We start from the raw sequence: 14744 nt of genomic DNA, 5'->3' as shown, positions 1-14744 counted from the left end.
TGCACGGCTCGACTTTCCGTCCTTCACAGGCGTTCTCGTAGCGGTCGCAGTGGACCGTGCATTTAGGAGAGACCCGTCATGAGCACCACCCCTCGCGTCGTCATCATCGGAGCCGGGATCGTCGGTGCGAACCTGGCCGACGAGCTCACCGAGCGCGGCTGGACCGAGGTCGCTGTTCTCGACCAGGGGCCGCTGCCCCTCACCGGAGGCTCGACCTCCCACGCGCCTGGTCTCGTGTACCAGACCAGCGCCTCGAAGGTCATGACCGAGCTGGCAACCTACACGGTGGAGAAGTTCAAGAGCCTCGACGTGGACGGCGCCTGGTGCTTCAACCAGGTCGGCGGCCTCGAGGTCGCCACCACCCCGGAGCGGCTCGCCGACCTGCACCGCAGGCAGGGGTGGGCCACCTCCTGGGGGGTGCCCGGCGAGGTCGTCGGGCCGGAGCGATGCGCCGAACTGCACCCGCTGCTGGACCGCGAACGGGTGCTCGGCGGGTTCCACACCCCGACGGACGGCCTGGCCAAGGCGTCCCGCGCCGTCGTCGCAGTGGCCCGCCGCGCCGAGTCCCGCGGCGCGGTGTTCCGCGGCTCGACCCGCGTCATCGAGGTCCTTCAGCAGGGCGGTCGGGTCACCGGTGTGCGCACCGACGGCGGCGAGGAGATCCCCGCCGACATCGTGGTGTCCTGCGCCGGGTTCTGGGGGCAGGCCGTCGGTGAGCTCGTCGGGATGACGGTGCCCCTGCTCCCGATGGCCCACCAATACGTGCGCACCGGGCAGATCGCTGAGCTCGTCGGCCGCAACGACGAGCGGATCGAGGCACGGCTGCCGATCCTGCGCCACCAGGACCACGACCTCTACTACCGCGAGCACAACGACTGCGTCGGCATCGGAACCTACGCCCACCGCCCCATGCCGACACGGCTGTCCGAGCTGTCCGAAGTCGACGACGACGATCTCACCGAGGCGGCGATGCCATCGATGTTGCCGTTCACCGAGGAGGATTTCGCGCCGTCCTGGGAGCACAGCAAGGTGCTGCTGCCGTCGCTGCGGGAGGCGAAGATCGAGTCCGGGTTCAACGGCGTCTTCTCCTTCACCCCTGACGGCGGACCGCTGGTCGGAGAGTCCCAGCAGGTGGCCGGGTTCTGGATCGCCGAGGCGGTGTGGGTGACCCACTCCGCAGGTGTCGCCCGCGCCGTCGCGCAGCTGCTCGTGGACGGCCGCAGCGACGCCGAGCTCCACGGTTGTGACGTGAACCGGTTCGACGAGATCGAGACGACCAAGGCTTACGTCAGCGAGACCTCGCAGCAGAGCTTCGTGGAGATCTACGATGTGCGGCACCCGCTGCAACCGAAGCTGTCGCCGCGCGACCTGCGGGTAAGTCCGTTCCACGCGCGGCAGAAGGAACTGGGCGCGTTCTTCCTCGAGGCCCACGCCTGGGAGCGGCCGCACTGGTACGAGGCCAATGCGCGCTTGGTCAAGGAACTGCCGACCGACTGGCAGCCGCCGTCGCGCGACGCTTGGTCAGCGATGTTCCACTCGCCGATCGCCGCGGGGGAGGCGTGGAAGACCCGCACGGCGGTCGCCATGTACGACATGACCCCGCTCAAGCGCATCGAGGTCAGCGGCCCGGGGGCGATCGAGTTCCTGCAGCGGCTGACCACCGGCAAGATGGACAAGTCAGTCGGCTCGGTGACCTACACCCTCGCCCTGGACAAGGCCGGTGGTATCCGCTCGGACCTGACCGTCGCCCGGCTCGGCGAGCACCTGTTCCAGGTCGGCGCCAACGGCAACCTCGACCTGGACTACTTCCTGCGCGAGGCACCGGACGACCACAGCGTCCAGATTCGCGACATCACCGGCGGTACCTGCTGCGTCGGCGTGTGGGGGCCGCTGGCGCGTGACCTGGTGCAGCCGTTGAGCGGCGATGACTTCTCCCACGAGGCGCTGAAGTACTTCCGCCTGAAGCAGGCACACATCGCCGGCATCCCGGTCACCGCGATGCGACTGTCCTATGTGGGCGAACTCGGCTGGGAGATCTACACCAGCGCCGAATACGGCCAGCGGCTGTGGGATGTGCTGTGGGAAGCGGGGCAACCGCTGGGCGTCATCGCCGCCGGGCGCGCCGCGTTCAACAGCCTCCGCCTGGAGAAGGGCTACCGGTCGTGGGGCAGCGACATGACGACCGAGCACAACCCCTACGAGGCCGGTCTCGGGTTCGCCGTGAACAAGAAGAAGACCGGCTACGTCGGCTACGAGGCGATCGCCGGGCTGAGTGACGAATCGGTCACCCGCCGTCTTGCCTGCCTGACCATCGACGACGGTCGTAGCGTGGTGCTGGGCAACGAACCCGTCTTCCTCGATGGCGAAGCCGCGGGTTATGTGACCTCGGCCGCGTTCGGCCACACGATCGGCAAGCCGATCGCTTACGCCTGGCTCCCCGCGTCGGCTGCGGCAGGCACCTCGGTGGAGATCCAGTACTTCGGGCGGAAGGTGCGCGCCACCGTCGCCGCAGAACCGCTGGTCGACCCGGAGATGGCCCGAATTCGTCGCTGAGCGGCCCCGAGCAGGGTGCGGGGTCCGCAAACGGTCGGTGTCCGCACCCACCCGACTGCGGGCCCAGCCCCTGAGAACGAAAGACCGATGCCATGCGCATGGACAGTCTCGAAACCTTCCTGCAAGAACTCGCAGCTCGGGTACCGGCACCTGGCGGCGGGGCTAGCCCCGTCATCCGCACATGGGCATAGGTGAGTTGATCGGCCGGGCCTGTGTCTTCCCGTTCAAGGGCTCTGACAGGGTGTTCGGTCGTGGATCAAAGAACATGACGACCAGGCCGAGTTGATCAACCCTCATGTGCGGAATGCCCGGCTAGCGCCGGGCTGCACGCCGCCCAGGCCGCCGCGCTGGTCGGGATGGTTGCCCGCTACAGCGACGGCGAGAAGTACGCCGAGCACGCCGCTGCTGTCACCTCGGTGCGGAACTCCGCCGATGATCTCCGCGAGCTCGCGTTGACCTTGGCCGAAGATGATGCCACGGCTTTCGGAGCCGTCGGGGACGCTTATGCGCTCCCTCGTTCCACCGGTGAGGAGAAGGCCGCGCGTTCGCAGGCGATCGCGGCGTCGCTGGCCGAGGCGGGGCGGGTGCCTGGAAGGGTAGTCGCGGTCGCCGAGCGGGTCGTCGGTTCCCGCTACACCCGGGATCTCGCCGAGCACACTCGTTCGGCCGAGATCCTCGTCGTGGCCGTCGGGCGGATCGGTCTGATCGGCACCGACCACGTCAGTGCGGGCGCGGTTGTAGTCGACGTCGGCACCAATCCGACTGCCGATGGCGGCCTCGCCGGCGACGTTGACGCGGCAGCCGTGACCGACCTGGTGGCTGGGCTGACCCCGGTGCCCGGCGGGGTCGGACGGGTGACCACGGCGTTGTTGCTGCGCCACACGGTCGAATCCGCTTCGCGGAGCGCAATATGACCGAGCCGCGAACCGCTGGTACAGACCTGAGCGCTCCCACACCTGCCGCTGCTGTGGGGAATCTGCTGAAGATGCTGCGCGGCCCGCGCAAACTGGTGTGCGGAATCCTCAACGTCACACCGGATTCGTTCTCCGACGGCGGCGCGTACTGGAACAGCGGCGCAGCCGTTCGGCACGGGCTGCGCTTGATCGAAGAGGGTGCGGACATTCTCGACATCGGCGGCGAATCCACGCGGCCGGGCGCCCGCCCGCCTAGCACCGCAGCGGAGCTCGACCGCGTTGTGCGGGTCATCGAGCAGTTGGCACGTTGGACGGACACTCCGCTGTCGATCGACACCTCCCGCCCGGAGGTGATGAGGGAAGCGGTGGCCGCGGGCGCGACGATGATCAACGATGTGCGCGCACTGCGCTATCCCGGTGCAGTCGAGATGGCAGCCGGTTCGGGGGTGCCCGTCTGCCTGTCGCACATGCTCCGGCCGCCTCACCTGATGCAGCGCAACCCGAGCTACGTCGACGTGCTTGCCGAAGTAAGGGAGTTCCTGTGGGAACGGATCGAAGTGTGTGCAGGTGCGGGCATGCCGCGCGAGCAATTCGTGATCGACCCTGGTTTCGGCTTCGGCAAGAACCGGGAGCACAACTTGACCTTGCTGCGGTCGCTGAGCGCGTTCACCGAGCTCGGTGCACCTGTGATGGCTGGACTGTCGCGGAAGGCAGTGCTCGGGGAAATCACCGGGCGGCCGGTGCAGGAGCGTGAGGCAGCTTCGGTCACCGCCGCTGTGCTGGCGGCGCAGCGCGGCGCGAAGATCCTCCGCGTGCACGACGTGGCCGCCACGGTCGACGCGCTCAAAGTGCTTGCCGCGATCGAAGATTGAGCCGCTCGCGATGTGGCGGTCAGATGATCGCCCGTATCGCCTTCTCGAATCCGGTGACGTGGTCTCGGGCGATCTTTTCGGCCCTCCGGCTCTCGCCATCGGCGACCGCTCGCAGCAGGCCCACGTGTTCCTCGATGTGCCGGTCGAAATGCGTGATGCGTTCCAGGAACACGCAGAAGATCCGGGTGGCGAGGTTGTTGTAGCGAACCAGCGTGTCTTCCAGGTGGGGGTTGCCGGCTGCGCGGTAGATCGAGCGGTGCACCCGCAGGTCCCACTGCATCAGCTCGTTGCGCGACATGATCAGCACGTCGTTGTCCTGGATGGTGTCGGCGAGCTCGGCCAGCTTCTCGCGCAGGGCCTTCCCGGCGTTCTCGGCGGCCCGGCGGGCGGCCAGCGGTTCAAGCTGCACGCGGATTTCGGAGATGTAGGCGAGGTCGGTGATGTCCACGCCGGTCGCGAAGGTGCCGCGACGCGGGTACGAGACCACCAGACGATCCACCTCGAGACGTTTGAGGGCCTCGCGGACGGGGGTGCGTCCAATGCCGAGCGACTCGCTCAGCGCCAAGTCGTCGATCGGCGCCATCGGCGGGATGTCCAGCATGATCAGCTGGTCCTGGATCGCGGCGTAGGCGCGGTCGGCCAGCGAGGTGGTCGACGATTCGAGTTCCTGTCGGGCAGTGGACACGGGCATCATCTTAGGACCTGAAATCCAGGGGGACATGCGCCGGCACTTCTTTGGTGCAGGTCTTGCATCAGATTGATATATTAGTTCAATATCTGAGGGAGCGATGAAGCGACCAGGGAGCGCTGATGACCATCTCCGTGTTCGACCTGTTCAAGGTCGGGATCGGACCCTCGAGTTCGCACACGGTCGGCCCGATGCGGGCCGCGTATCTGTTCGTCACCCGGCTTCGCGAGTCCGGGGCGCTCGGCCGCACGGCCAGGGTGCGTTGTGAACTGTTCGGCTCTCTCGGCGCCACTGGCCACGGCCACGGCAGCGTCAAGGCGGTGGTGCTCGGGCTGGCTGGTGAGCAGCCGCACCTGGTCGACCCCGTGGCCGCCGACCCGGCGGTCGAGGCCGTGCGCGCGGACGGGCGGATCAGCCTTGGCGGAAAACACGAGATCTCGTTCTCCGCGGACAACGACGTGGTGCTGCACCGCCGCAAGCGGCTGGACTTCCACAGCAACGGCATGGTGTTCGCGGCCTACGGTTCTGACGGCGCCGAGCTCGACCGTCGCGAGTACTACTCGGTTGGTGGCGGGTTCGTTCTCGACGAGGACGAGGCTGGCCGGCCGGTGCTGGTCGACGACGACACGCCGGTTCGCTACCCGTTCACCACGGGCGACGAGCTGCTTGCGCTGACGAGGGAGACCGGGCTTCGTATCAGCGACATCATGCTCGCCAACGAGCTGTCCTGGCGTGGCGAGGAGGAGGTCGGTGCGGGGCTCCTGAACATCTGGTCGGTGATGCGCGAGTGCGTCGACCGCGGCACGCGCACCGGGGGAACCCTGCCTGGTGGGCTGAAGGTCCGTCGCCGCGCCGCGAAGCTGCGGGAGCAGCTGGAGGCCGGTGCGAAAGACGCGGACTCGCTGCACGCGATGGAGTGGGTCACGCTTTTCGCCCTCGCGGTGAACGAAGAGAACGCCGCGGGCGGTCGAGTGGTTACTGCCCCCACCAACGGTGCCGCCGGGATCGTGCCGGCAGTACTTCATTACAGCCAGAAGTTCCTGCCCTCGTTCACCGATGACGATGCCGTGCGGTTCTTGCTCACCGCGGGCGCGATCGGCTTGCTGTTCAAGAAGAACGCGTCCATTTCGGGCGCTGAGGTCGGTTGCCAGGGCGAGGTCGGTTCGGCCTGTTCGATGGCCGCTGCCGGTCTCGCTGAGATCATCGGCGGCACCCCGGAGCAGGTTGAGAATGCCGCGGAGATCGGCATCGAGCACAACCTGGGCCTGACGTGCGACCCGGTCGGTGGGCTGGTGCAGATCCCCTGCATCGAGCGCAATGCCGTCGCCTCGGTCAAAGCGATCACCGCAGCCCGGATGGCTGTGCGCGGCGATGGTGCGCACCACGTGTCGCTGGACAAGGCGATCAAGACCATGCGCGAAACCGGCGCGGACATGAAGGACAAGTACAAGGAGACAGCCCGCGGCGGGCTGGCTCTCAACATCGTGGAGTGCTGAGGAGATCTGCGTGAGTCACACCTGCACCCTCACCCTGAGCTGCCCCAACCGGACAGGCATCGTGCGCGCGGTGAGCGGATACCTGTTCGAACACGGATGCGACATCGGTGAGCACCAGCAGTTCGACGACGCCGTGCGTGACCGGCTTTTCATGCGCACCCAGGTCACGGCGCCCGACGGCACCGATCTGGAGGAGCTGTCGCGCGGATTCGCGCCGGTGGCCGCTGAGTTCCAGATGACCTACGACTTCAACGCCAACCGGAACGCCCGGATCCTGGTCATGGCATCGAAGCTCGGCCACTGCCTGAACGACCTGATCTACCGGTGGCGGGCCGGAAGCCTCGGGGGTGACATCGTCGCAGTGGTGTCCAACCACCAGGACCTGCGCCCGATGGCCGAGGCCGCTGGCTTGCCGTTCGTGCACGTACCGGTCGCCCCGGAGACGAAGGAGGCTGCCGAGGCGCGCCTGTTGCAGCTCGTGGATGAGTACGACGCCGAGCTGGTCGTGCTGGCGCGGTACATGCAGATCCTCTCGGACGAGACCAGCAAGGCTCTGTACGGCCGCGCAATCAACATCCACCACTCGTTCCTGCCCGGGTTCAAGGGTGCCAAGCCGTACCACCAAGCGTACCAGCGCGGTGTGAAACTCGTCGGTGCCACCGCGCATTACGTCACCTCGGACCTGGACGAGGGGCCGATCATCGAACAGGAAGTCATCCGGATCGACCACACCTACGACCCCCGTGCACTGCAAACTGTGGGGCGCGACGCCGAGGCGCTCGCGTTGTCCCGCGCGGTGCGCTGGCACTGCGAACGCCGGGTGCTGCTCAACGGCCACAGCACGGTCGTTTTCCCGTGACCACGGTGCCTGATCGGACTGCCCCGACGAACGCCTCGAGCGGGCCAGGGCAGTCTGGTGCGTACCGGGTCGCGCTGCTGGCAGCGTTCGACCGGGCGATCCGTGATCCAGCCGCCGGGTTTTGATCTCATCCAAGCAGATCGCACCGGGCCCGGACGCGATCGTCCACACCGGACACTGCTGCACGACGATCGGAGCGGAGTCGCCGAACCTGAAGTGGTGGCTGGCCCGACGCCGCTGAGTTCGTGGAGCCAGGTGGAGCGGCGGAAACAACGCCGATGACCTTCGCTTCCCCCCTGCTCCAGCGAGCGCGGGGTTCGACGAGGCGGTCCAGGAGACAGCGGTGCCTTGAACTCCGTGATTGGGGCAGAAAGGCCTTGGTTCGGCTCGGCTGTGCTGCGGCAGTCTGGCGAAATGAGGGCGCCGTGGAACGGCATGACCAGCTTCGTCATCTGAAGGTCTGCTCGGGCCTGAGAAACATGAGCGATCTTGGTGGCCGGTGGTGTGGCTGAGGGGATCTCCTGGTAGCGGCTCGGAGGGTTCGATGATCGGGTCCGATCTCGGGAACGGCCCACGGGTCGCTGCGCCTCGCTGGGAGGGGTACGCGCCGCTGCGGGAGTACGCGGCATTGGGCGATGGCCGTACCGTTGCCCTCCTCGCCCGGGACGGCTCGGTGGACTGGCTGACGATGCCGGACCTCGACTCGCCGACGGTCTTCGGCGCAGTGCTCGACGCGCGTCGGGGAGGCTGTTTCGCCCTGCAACCGGAGCTGCCCTACCAGGTGAGCCGCCGGTACCTCCCGAGTACCAACGTGGTGGAGACGACGTGTACCACGGCTGCGGGCGCGGTCCAGGTGACCGACGCTTTGACACTGCCCGGAGCGGCGTTGACGCCCACCCGGGAACTGGTCCGCAAGGTCGAAGGACTGTCCGGGGCAGTACCCATGCGCTGGAGAGTGCAGCCCCGCTTCGGCTACGGCGCCGCAAGCCCACGTATCAGCCAGCGAGCAGGCTTGCCGGTGGCGTCGGCAGGTACGGATGCGGTGGCCGTGTGCACCTGGGGTGCGGGCGAGCCGGTGTGCGCCGGTGACGGGATCGAAGGCGCCTTCGAGATCCGGCTGGGTTCGCGGGCGGATCTCGCGCTGAGCTTCGCGCACGAGGAGCCGCTGGTGGTGCCCGCACGCGCGGAGTGCGCGGCGCGGCTGGCGGAGACCGGCCACCGTTGGCGGGCCTGGCTGCGGGATCGCGCCTGCGCCGGGCGATGGCGGGAAGCCGTGACGCGCAGTGCGTTGGCGCTGAAACTGCTGGTGTTCGCCCCGTCGGGCGCGGTGGCCGCCGCTGCGACCTCGTCGCTTCCAGAGGAGATCGGCGGAGAGCGCAACTGGGATTACCGGTTCTCCTGGCTGCGGGATTCCGTCTTCACCCTGGACGCCCTTCTCGCACTCGGGTGCCCTAGCGAGGCGCAGGCCTACTTCTGGTGGCTGATGCATGCCACCCAGTTCAACGAGCCGCGCCTGCGCCCGCTGTACCGGCTCGACGGAGGGGTCCGAGCACCCGAGCGGGTGCTCCCATTGGAGGGGTACCGCGGGTCGGCGCCGGTGCGGGTGGGCAATGCGGCAGCCGGGCAGCTGCAGCTGGACACCTACGGCGAACTGCTGCAGACGGCCTGGCTGTATGCGACGGCCAGCGGCCAGCTCGATCCCGACATCGCTCGACGGTTGGCAAGGGTGGCCGATTTCGTGTGCGCGAGCTGGCGGCAACCGGACGAGGGGATCTGGGAAGTCCGCAGTCCGCCCCAACATTTCACCCAGTCGAAGATGATGTGCTGGATCGCTCTCGACTGCGCGCTGCGTTTGGTCGAACGCGGGCTGCTCTCCCGTCGGCACGCACCCGCGTGGCGACGTGAGCAGGCCGTGATCGAAGATTTCATCGAAACGCGCTGTCTGAGCGCGAACCGGAACAGCTACGTGCGCAGCGCCGACGCAGAGGAGGTGGACGTCAGCGTCTTGCTCGGCCTGCTGCGCGGCTATGCGAATCCGCAGCATCCTCGGATGCATGGCACGATCGAGGCCATCCGCCGCGACCTGGCGCACGGACCGTTCGTGTACCGCTACGGCGGTGACGATGGTCTGCAGGGGACTGAGGGGGCGTTTGTGGCCTGCTCGTTCTGGTTGGCTGAGGCCCTGGCTCGCTGCGGCCACCTCGAGGAGGCCGCGGAGCTGATGGACCAACTCGTCGGACTGGCCAACGACGTGGGCCTCTACAGCGAGGAAATCGACCCGAACACGGGGGAGTTCCTGGGAAACATGCCGCAGGGCCTGACCCATCTGGCGTTGATCAGCGCAGCCTGTGCGATCACCGAGCAGGCGATGACGCGGTGACGATCTGGGGAGCGCTCGCTGGCGGGTTCATCGGCACCCTGGTGCTGACCACGGCGTTGCGCGCGGCGAATGAGCTCAAACTGACCCGCATCGACATCCCCTTCCTGCTCGGCACCTGCGTAACGGTCAACCGTTCCCGAGCGAAAGCCCTCGGCTACCTGGCGCACTTCGTGTTCGGGGAGCTGTTCGCCTTGGGCTACTACGGGCTGTTCGTCGCCCTGGGAACCAGCAGCTGGTGGTTGGGGGCGCTGTTCGGTCTGGTCCACGGCATGTTCGCAGGCACTGCACTGGTGAACATCCTGCTGCCGGTAGTGCACCCGCGCATGGGAACGAACCTGACCAGTGCTCCCCAGAGCGCGCTGCTCGAACCGCCGGGGTTCCTCTTGCTCAACTACGGAGTGGTGACACCGATCGTCAGCCTGCTGGGACATGTCCTCTACGGCGTCCTCGTCGGCGGATTCATCTCCTTCACCAGCTGACCGGGCGATGTGGACAGGGCAGCGGCACCAGTGCACCCGTCGTTGAAGCGCTGGTACCGGACTGGTTAGCGGCGAGTGGGCACCCGCGTGAAGAGGCGGAGGGCATCGGCGAGGCGTTCGCGGTGTTCGCTGAAGGTGTCCGGGGAAATCCCCTCGGTGGCAATGGAAACGAGGTGGTCGGTCGCCGCGCGCAGCGCCGCGCTCGTGGCGGCGGCCTGCATTCGGACTTCGAGCGCGTCGGCCGGCATGCCCATGCGCTCGGCGAGCACGTCGGCGAAGGCGGACTCGTCACGCTCCCGCAGCACGAGGTAGGCGGCGCGCAGCGTGGGCTCGTCGTGCGTCATGCGTACCACGGCGAGCACCGCCTCGACGTCGGAGTCGGCGGAGTCGAGCACGGGCATGTAGGCCGCGCGCAGGTGCTCGGCCAGCTCCAGTTCGGGCGGCCAGGTGCGCAGCACCTCCTGGAATGCGTCGATCGTCTTCGTCAGCAGCGGTTCGACGCAGCTTTCCTTGCTGCGGAAGTAGCGCCACAGCGTGCGCTCGGACACCCCGGCGGCCCTCGCGATCTGCTCGCCCGATGTCGCGGCCACGCCCTGCTCGCGGAACAGCCGCACTGCGTGGCGGGAGATGTCGAGCCGTTGCTGTTGGCGTTGCTGGTCGCTCACGGGAGGACGCCCGCGGCGGGTCGTGCGGTCGTGTCGGTCAACCACGGGCACCTCCACCAGCAGCTCGACGGTTACGCGTTGACACACCCTAACCGACTCAGCATTATTGGCAGTGACTGTCAATAATCGTAGGTTCACGGTGCTGCGAGACACCACAGGAGGAAGCCATGAGCGTTGCCGCCCAGCGCCTGCAGTTGCCCTTCGAGAGGCCGAACGTGCTTGATCTCGCACCGCTGTACGAGGTGCTGCGCCGAGAAGCGCCGGTCACGCCGGTCACCAGCCCAGCCGGTGACCCCGCCTGGCTGGTCACGCGCTTCGACGAGGTCCGCGAGCTGCTCAGCGACAAGCGACTCGGGCGGTCGCACCCCGAGCCGGAACGGGCATCGCGCATCACGACCGCCGCGGTGCAGGACGGCCCCACGGGCAACTACGAGACCGAAGAAGCCGATCACGCGCGGATGCGCCGACTGCTAACCCCGGCGTTCTCGGCCAAACGGATGCGGATGCTCGCCGGTCACGTGCAAGACCTAGTCGACGACTACATCGACCAGCTGGTCGCCGAGCACGGCGCCGCGCCCGACGGAATCGTCGACCTGCATGCCGGGCTGGCCTTCCCGCTGCCGGTGGCGATTATCTGCCAGCTGCTGGGAGTGCCCGAGAGCGACCGCGAGCACTTCCGGTCGCTGTCCGATCGCATGGCCAACTACGCCAGCGGAGACGACGCCCACCAGGCGCAGGCCGAGTTCGGCAAGTACATGGCGGGGCTGGCGGAGGGCAAACGTGCCGAGCCGGGCGAGGACGTCATCTCCGACATCGTGCGCGCCCAGAGCACTGACGACGGGTTCGACTACGACGAGATGGTCCGCCTGTGCGTCGGACTGCTTTTCGCCGGGCACGAGACCACGGTCAACCGCATCGGACTGGGCACCCTGTTCCTGCTCACCCGTCCCGATCAGTGGCAGTCGCTGACCGCCGACCCCACCGGCCGGGTCAACGCCACCGTCGAGGAGATCATGCGCCTGGGAGCACCGGGCGACCTCGGCCTGCTGCGCTACGCCCACACCGACCTCGACGTCGCAGGAACCACCATCCACCGCGGCGATGCCGTCATCCTGTCCATCAACGCCGCCAACCGGGACCAGGCCACCTACTCGAACGCCGAGACCTTCGACCCCGACCGCGAGGAACGCGCCCACCTCGGGTTCGGGCACGGCTCGCACTTCTGCATCGGCGCCAGCCTCGCCCGCACCGAACTCCGGATCGTCTTCGCCACCCTCGCCCAGCGCCTCCCCGGCCTGCGCCTGGCCAAGCACATCGACGAGCTGGAGGTGCGCACCACCATCACCGGCGGCGTCATTGAACTGCCCGTGACCTGGTAGCCGCACCACCACCGAGGAGACCTGGCACCGGGCGAGCGAAGCCCTCACGGCCATCCGCGAGTTCGCGACACCGTCGCCGGAAGATCGAGTGCGACGCGGTTGCGGCGGAGGAAGTCGGCGGCCCAGTCGTCCAGCTGCTTCGCGCGCAGCGCGACACCGAACCGGTTGCTCGCCAACCCGGGTTGCCGCAGCTTCCGCCAGTCGTAGTCGATCCGGCGCACCGCCTCGACAGCGGTGTGGTCGAGGAGGATCGAATCCTCCGAGCGGCTTTCCAGCGCCCGCAGGTACAGGGTGACGAGCATCGTGGACTGGACGCCGGTGAAATCGACCTTGCCGTTCACCGGTCCACTCCATTCATCGACCCACCGGACTGTACGACCGGACCGGGGCCGGGCAAACGCTGCGGCGCGTCAGGGATTCGTCAACGCCAGGCCCCGGAAGGACACCACCGGCCGACCGGATCAGCCGTATCGTCGTGCCGGTCAGGTAGTGCATCGCAGATCCCGGAGGACTCCGTGCCCGCACCCACGGCCATCGACCTCACCGAGCGCAGCACCGCCCTCGGTGGTTCCCGCAAGCTGACCGGCCATCTGGCGAAGCCGACGACTCCCGGACCGTGGCCCGGCGTGGTGGTCGTCCACGAGGCGTTCGGCGTCGACGACGTCATGCTGCGTCAGACCGAGCGCATGGCAGCGGCGGGCTACCTGACCTTGATGCCGAACCTGTTCACCGACGGTGGCCCGCGGCGCTGCCTGGTTCCGACGATGCGCGCCGCGCTGTCCGGGCTCGGACGCGCCTACGCCGACCTGGAGGCCGCCCGCACCGCCCTGACGGCGCACCCCGACTGCACTGGCAAGGTCGGGCTTATCGGGTTCTGCATGGGTGGTGCCTTCGCGCTCGTCGCCGCCGGCCGCGGCATCTACGACGCGGCGTCGGCGAACTACGGCCAGCTGCCCAAGGACATCGACCGCGCGCTCGCCGAAGCCTGCCCGGTGGTCGGCAGCTACGGCGGTCGGGACCGCATGCTGAAGGGTGCCGCCGCCAAACTCGACGAGGCCCTCGAACGAGCCCAAATTGCGCACGACGTCAAGGAATACCCGGAGGCGGGGCACTCGTTTCTCAACGACGCCGAGAACGGGCCGGCAGCGCTGCGCCCGCTGCTGCGGATCACAGGAGCCGGCCCGCACCCGGAATCCGCCGCCGATGCCTGGCGGCGGATCGAGGATTTCTTCGCCGAACACCTGAAGTCGTGAGACCGGTCAGCGGACGGCGATGGCGATCAGCTGGGTCTGCTGGTTGGGCGAGAAGTTGTTGTCGCTGACCACCAGGAGCACCCGTTCCCCGGTGGAAAGGAGCGGTCCCCAGCTGATGCCCTCGACGTTGTCGGTGTAGGGCACGCCGATCTCGTCCAGGTCGACCAGCAGCTTCTTCTGCACGGCGCGGAAACCGCCACCGGCCAGCGAATACCGGCCCATGACGTCGTCGGCCCCGACGGTGCTGAACTCGAAGATACGGCCCTTCGTGCCGATCCCGCTGGCGTAGCCGCGCTCCAGGGCGAGGAAGCGGCCCGGCTGCTCGTCGGCGAGCAACGACGAGATCCCGTTGGTGTTCCAGTCGTTCGGCGGCTGGGGCTGGGCGAACAGCGGCTCCACCGGGTAGGCGTACTGGGCGGTCGGCAGGCCCGCCCGGTCGTGCACCGTGATGCGGCTGAAGGCGCCGTGGTCGGCGTTGGCCGGCGGCCCGTCCTGCTCCAGCGGACCCTCGAGTGCGGAGACGACCTGCATGCCGTCGGCGGTGTAGGTCAGGCCCTCGAAGGTTTCGTTGACGCGCGGGCCCGTTTCGCCCATCGTCATCTTTTCGTTCGGCGCGGTCGGCAGGTCCCGCACGTACCGGCCGTCGTGGTGCGAGATCCGCAGCGCCGGGTCGAGCAGCACGGTCTCCCGCTCGGAGCCGTCGGCGGGAACGTTGCGCTGCCCTTCGTTGGTCCAGGCGACTTCACCGGTGAGCGGATCGACCCGCAGTTCCTCCGGGTCCACGGTGCCCAGCACGTTCCGCAACGGGCGCGGCACCTGGTGCTGCTCCTCGCGCCAGGTGTCGATCGTCGGATAGGTGGTGCCATCCGGGCGGCGGAACAACGTCACCCCGGTGAACGTCACGTCCTCGACGCCGCGCTCGGTCACCGAGACGTCGGCCCGGTAGTAGCGGGCCGGTGCGTAGTCGGACCAGTCGTCGCTGACGAAGACGAAGTTGCCGCTGCGGCGGTCGTAGTCCACCGAGGACAGACCGCCGACCGGGGTGCCGTCCACTCGCAGGTCGTGCGGCACCACGTAGGTCCCCAGCAGTCGGGACGAGGCGGATTCCTGCGCCGCGGCCGGGAACGTGGCCGGGGCGAGGAACAGCACGGCGGCAGCGGCGAGCACTGCCGATCGGGTTCGGATTCGCATGATCAAGAGCCAACC

At 68.0% G+C, this 14744-nt stretch carries 12 protein-coding genes and 2 pseudogenes; 10 read left to right on the top strand and 4 right to left on the bottom strand.

The genetic code is table 11. The features are described 5' to 3' along the window. Positions 1 to 78: 78 nt before the first annotated feature. The 4 genes and pseudogenes from SSPN_RS0107045 (at position 79) to folP (ending at position 4339) form a co-directional block, all read left to right on the top strand. Positions 79 to 2553: a GcvT family protein gene (locus SSPN_RS0107045; RefSeq protein WP_010693171.1), complete on the top strand. Its 2475-nt coding sequence runs from the start codon at positions 79 to 81 to the stop codon at positions 2551 to 2553. Between the two features lie 356 nt (positions 2554 to 2909). Beyond that, positions 2910 to 3116 (top strand): annotated as a pseudogene (locus SSPN_RS59395) (cyclodeaminase/cyclohydrolase family protein); the annotation flags it as partial. A gap of 66 nt (positions 3117 to 3182) precedes the next feature. Continuing rightward, positions 3183 to 3467, top strand: a pseudogene (locus tag SSPN_RS58245) (bifunctional 5,10-methylene-tetrahydrofolate dehydrogenase/5,10-methylene-tetrahydrofolate cyclohydrolase); the annotation flags it as partial. Continuing rightward, the gene (folP, locus tag SSPN_RS0107030; protein WP_044572670.1) at positions 3464 to 4339 is read left to right on the top strand and encodes a dihydropteroate synthase; all 876 of its coding nucleotides are present in this window, start codon (positions 3464 to 3466) and stop codon (positions 4337 to 4339) included. The pseudogene SSPN_RS58245 and the gene folP, both read left to right, overlap by 4 nt. Before the next feature lie 19 nt (positions 4340 to 4358). Here folP and SSPN_RS0107025 read toward each other — a convergent pair whose 3' ends face one another. Beyond that, positions 4359 to 5030, bottom strand: a complete 672-nt coding sequence (locus tag SSPN_RS0107025) for a GntR family transcriptional regulator (RefSeq protein WP_237710610.1) — start codon at positions 5028 to 5030, stop codon at positions 4359 to 4361. Between the two features lie 119 nt (positions 5031 to 5149). Between SSPN_RS0107025 and SSPN_RS0107020 the strand changes: the two genes are divergently transcribed. The 4 genes from SSPN_RS0107020 (at position 5150) to SSPN_RS0107000 (ending at position 10241) form a co-directional block, all read left to right on the top strand. After that, a complete protein-coding gene (locus tag SSPN_RS0107020) occupies positions 5150 to 6523 on the top strand; it encodes an L-serine ammonia-lyase (protein WP_010693164.1) in 1374 nt (457 codons plus the stop codon). Positions 6524 to 6533: 10 nt separating this feature from the next. Then, positions 6534 to 7382, top strand: a complete 849-nt coding sequence (gene purU / locus SSPN_RS0107015; protein ID WP_010693162.1) for a formyltetrahydrofolate deformylase — start codon at positions 6534 to 6536, stop codon at positions 7380 to 7382. Positions 7383 to 7926: 544 nt separating this feature from the next. Further along, positions 7927 to 9762, top strand: coding sequence for a glycoside hydrolase family 15 protein (locus tag SSPN_RS0107005; RefSeq protein WP_010693159.1), 1836 nt, complete (start codon positions 7927 to 7929; stop codon positions 9760 to 9762). Continuing rightward, on the top strand, positions 9759 to 10241 hold the full coding sequence (locus SSPN_RS0107000; protein ID WP_010693158.1) for a hypothetical protein: 483 nt from the start codon (positions 9759 to 9761) through the stop codon (positions 10239 to 10241). The genes SSPN_RS0107005 and SSPN_RS0107000 overlap by 4 nt, the downstream gene beginning before the upstream one ends. Before the next feature lie 65 nt (positions 10242 to 10306). On the opposite strand, the gene SSPN_RS0106995 is transcribed toward SSPN_RS0107000, so the two are convergent. Beyond that, positions 10307 to 10951, bottom strand: a complete 645-nt coding sequence (locus tag SSPN_RS0106995; RefSeq protein WP_029535053.1) for a TetR/AcrR family transcriptional regulator — start codon at positions 10949 to 10951, stop codon at positions 10307 to 10309. A 122-nt stretch (positions 10952 to 11073) separates the two neighbouring features. On the opposite strand from SSPN_RS0106995, the gene SSPN_RS0106990 reads away from it, so the two are divergent. Then, positions 11074 to 12285, top strand: coding sequence for a cytochrome P450 (locus tag SSPN_RS0106990; RefSeq protein WP_010693156.1), 1212 nt, complete (start codon positions 11074 to 11076; stop codon positions 12283 to 12285). Positions 12286 to 12329: 44 nt separating this feature from the next. Here SSPN_RS0106990 and SSPN_RS57550 read toward each other — a convergent pair whose 3' ends face one another. Then, positions 12330 to 12626, bottom strand: coding sequence for a putative polyketide synthase protein (locus tag SSPN_RS57550; RefSeq protein ID WP_010693155.1), 297 nt, complete (start codon positions 12624 to 12626; stop codon positions 12330 to 12332). Positions 12627 to 12800: 174 nt separating this feature from the next. Here SSPN_RS57550 and SSPN_RS0106980 point away from each other — a divergent pair, with 174 nt between their 5' ends. After that, positions 12801 to 13538, top strand: a complete 738-nt coding sequence (locus SSPN_RS0106980; RefSeq protein WP_010693154.1) for a dienelactone hydrolase family protein — start codon at positions 12801 to 12803, stop codon at positions 13536 to 13538. 6 nt (positions 13539 to 13544) lie between these two features. On the opposite strand, the gene SSPN_RS0106975 is transcribed toward SSPN_RS0106980, so the two are convergent. After that, entirely contained in the window at positions 13545 to 14729 is a 1185-nt protein-coding gene (locus SSPN_RS0106975; RefSeq protein ID WP_029535051.1) for an esterase-like activity of phytase family protein, read from the bottom strand. Positions 14730 to 14744: the final 15 nt, after the last annotated feature.

It is taken from the genome of Saccharopolyspora spinosa NRRL 18395, assembly GCF_000194155.1.
Lineage (GTDB): Bacteria > Actinomycetota > Actinomycetes > Mycobacteriales > Pseudonocardiaceae > Saccharopolyspora > Saccharopolyspora spinosa.
This window is presented reverse-complemented; position numbering and strand designations above follow the sequence as displayed.